At 48.0% G+C, this 2,025-nt stretch carries 3 protein-coding genes; all 3 read right to left on the bottom strand.

The window, feature by feature from the left end:
* Positions 1-630, bottom strand: a 630-nt coding sequence (locus B3182_RS07430; RefSeq protein WP_292752160.1) for an RnfABCDGE type electron transport complex subunit C, incomplete at its 3' end; no start/stop codon positions are given.
* Positions 627-1,187: an electron transport complex subunit RsxB gene (gene rsxB, locus B3182_RS07425; RefSeq protein ID WP_292354055.1), complete on the bottom strand. Its 561-nt coding sequence runs from the start codon at positions 1,185-1,187 to the stop codon at positions 627-629. The genes B3182_RS07430 and rsxB, both read right to left, overlap by 4 nt.
* A 3-nt stretch (positions 1,188-1,190) precedes the next feature.
* Positions 1,191-1,772, bottom strand: a complete 582-nt coding sequence (gene rsxA, locus B3182_RS07420; RefSeq protein ID WP_226072788.1) for an electron transport complex subunit RsxA — start codon at positions 1,770-1,772, stop codon at positions 1,191-1,193.
* Between the last annotated feature and the right edge of the window lie 253 nt (positions 1,773-2,025).

The raw sequence follows: 2,025 nt of genomic DNA, 5'->3' as shown, positions 1-2,025 counted from the left end.
ATTATCTTCAATCGCCAGAATGCAGCGGGAAGCTCGCAGCGCAAATAACATGATCTCGACACCATCAAGAATGCCATCGGCACGTTCACGCATCAGCATGTCATCACAGGTGATGTAGGGTTCGCACTCAGCACCATTTATCAATAAGGTTTCGACAGTATGGTGTACACCCGGATTGAGTTTTATAAAGCTGGGGAAACCTGCTCCACCTAAACCGACAATGCCTGCATCACGAATAATTTGCCGTAACTCATGTGCGGAGTGTTGACGGAAATCGGCTATTTGCTCGCGTTCAATCCACCGATCTTCACCATCGGTTTCGATGGTAATACAAGGTGCTGAAAGCCCGGAAGGATGCGGAATAGCATGTTCTCCAATGGCGCTGACCACACCAGAGGTGGGAGCATGCAGACACACTGAAACATGTCCTTCCGCTCTGGCGATACGCTGGCCTTTTAATACGTTATCGCCAACTTCGACAATGGGCACGGCCGCTGCACCGATATGCTGTTGCAGGGGCAATACCAATTGTTTGCTCAATGGTGTTTTACGAATCGGTTGCTGCGTAGAACGTTTTTTATGTCCTGGCAGTTTCAGTCCACCGGGGAAATTGCTTAACGGTGCACTCATGAGCCGGTCCTCCGTTGCAAATCAACATGGGAAGGATCCGGCCAGCGCCAGGTATGTGGATTTGGTTGGGTTTCGACCATATCAATACAATCTACCGGACAAGGTTCAACACATAATTCACAGCCGGTGCATTCATCAGCGATAACGGTATGCATATGTTTGGCTGCACCCAGAATGGCATCTACCGGGCAGGCCTGGATACACAGCGTACAACCAATGCAACGATCTTCATCTATTACGGCCAGTGTCTTGGGTTTTTCCACACCACATTCTTCATCCAGTGGTTTGGGTTCTACATCCAGCAGATCGGCCAGCGCCTGAATAGTGGTTTCACCGCCCGGGGGACAACGATTGATATCAACTTCACCGGCAGCAATCGCTTCAGCATACGGGCGACACCCGGCAAAACTGCATTGTCCGCATTGTGTCTGTGGCAGGATTTTATCGATTTGATCAACAATTGGATCACCCTCGACTTTGAAGCGGATTGAAGCAAATCCGAGTACAAGTCCAAGGACCAACGCGAGCAGCGTGATGGCAATGATGGCTGTCAGCATACGTTAGACCTTCACCAATCCGGCAAAGCCCATAAAGGCCATCGACATCAGTCCGGCTGTGATCAGCCCGATTGCGGCACCCTGAAAAGGAACAGGCACATCAGCGGCGGCCAAACGTTCACGCATTGCTGCGAAAATGATTAAGACCATTGAAAAGCCGACAGCAGCTCCGAAGCCATACAAAGCAGACTCAAGGAAGCCATGTTTTTCCTGAACATTAAGCAGTGCAACACCTAATACGGCACAGTTAGTGGTAATCAACGGGAGAAAAATACCCAGTACCTGATATAACAGAGGGCTGGTTTTATGCACCACCATTTCAGTGAACTGTACGACAACTGCAATGACAAAAATAAAGCTGATGGTGCGCAGGAATTCAAGGCCCAGCGGAGACAAAAGATATTCATTAATCAGATAGCTGCTGATAGAAGATAAGGTCAACACAAAGGTGGTTGCCAGTGCCATGCCCATCGCTGTTTCCAGCTTACGGGAAACACCCATGAACGGACACAGGCCGAGGAATTTCACCAGCACAATGTTGTTCACCAGAATGGTGCTTATCAAAATTAGGGCATAGTCAGCCATTTAATAACCTACTGATTTTCTCAGGAATTCACTTGGATTCACGCTTAATCCTGATTCAAATATAAATTACGAACCGAATAGTATAGCTTAATAACGCTTTTTATGTAGCGTTGCGATAGAGGTTAAGGCTTGATGTTGAAGGACTTAGGACCGTTGCAACGAGTTTGCAATCTGACTATGAAACGCAGCAAAGATTCCATTGTTTGATCTTTCATCTCCGCCTTGTCGGTCACAAAAATAGCCGCCAGCAGTG

It is taken from the genome of Methylophaga sp. UBA4204 (assembly GCF_002379485.1).
Classification (GTDB): Bacteria; Pseudomonadota; Gammaproteobacteria; order Nitrosococcales; family Methylophagaceae; genus Methylophaga.
Note: the sequence above shows the minus strand (reverse complement) of the source record. Positions and strands in the feature narration are given on the sequence as shown.